The sequence below is a fragment of the Leisingera sp. ANG-M1 genome (assembly GCF_000813745.1).
GTDB lineage: Bacteria > Pseudomonadota > Alphaproteobacteria > Rhodobacterales > Rhodobacteraceae > Leisingera.
Window position 1 is genome coordinate 788 of record NZ_JWLC01000057.1, and the last position, 742, is coordinate 1,529.

The 742-nt window shown below is 63.1% G+C and carries 2 protein-coding genes; both read right to left on the minus strand.

All coding sequences use genetic code 11. From position 1 onward, the window contains the following. A partial coding sequence (locus RA19_RS25235; RefSeq protein ID WP_152615881.1) for a response regulator occupies positions 1 to 219 on the minus strand: 219 nt, incomplete at its 3' end. A gap of 5 nt (positions 220 to 224) precedes the next feature. Then, entirely contained in the window at positions 225 to 728 is a 504-nt protein-coding gene (locus tag RA19_RS25240) for a MarR family winged helix-turn-helix transcriptional regulator (RefSeq protein ID WP_039168637.1), read from the minus strand. Positions 729 to 742 lie beyond the last annotated feature (14 nt).

Consider the following 742-nt stretch of genomic DNA (forward strand, 5'->3'; position numbering starts at 1 on the left):
CTCGCGCAGCGACTGGGTCAGCGAAATGCCATCTTCGCCCGGCATCATCACATCCATGATGATCAGGTCGAAATCCAGCCCTGCCAGCACCCGGCGGGCGTGAGCGGCATCGCGGGCCGCGGTGACCAGAAAGCCCGAGCGCATCAGGAATTTCTTCAGCAGACCGCGGATTCGTTCGTCATCATCCACGATCAGCAGATGGGCGTCGTTCATGCTCATATGGCTCAATCCCGCAGCTTGGCGTAGGCGCGGCGCATATCCGCGTCCATCATCGCTTCCAGCACCTTTTTGAAACCCTGCACCGCTTCCGGGCCGGCGTCTTTATACGCGGCGCGCATCCGGGCGCGCTGGGCGTCCGACAGGGTGGCCTCCAGTGCGGCGCCCTGCTCGGTCAGGTAGAGGTGGCGCTCACGCTTGTCCAATTCGCCAACCTTGCTGATCACCAGCCCATCGCCGATCAAGGTGCGCAGCACCCGGTTCAATGACTGTTTGGTCACGCCGAGGATGCTGAGGAGGTTGTTCACCGTGGTGCCCGGCGAGCGGTTGATGAAATGGATCGCCCGGTGATGTGCCCGGCCATAGGCCATTTCGGCCAGGATCCGGTCCGGATCAGCGGTGAACCCGCGGTAGGCAAAGAACATTGCCTCGATCCCCTGGCGCAGCTGCTCATCTGTCAGAAACAGCAGGCTTTCGCCGCCGTAGCCCTGCCCTGATCGCCCTTCCGGCATCGGTGCCCCCTCGT

What these genes read in the sequence shown, in the direction of transcription:
- RA19_RS25240 (WP_039168637.1), bottom strand. Translation starts at nt 728, where the DNA reads ATGCCGGAAGGGCGATCAGGGCAGGGCTACGGCGGCGAAAGCCTGCTG.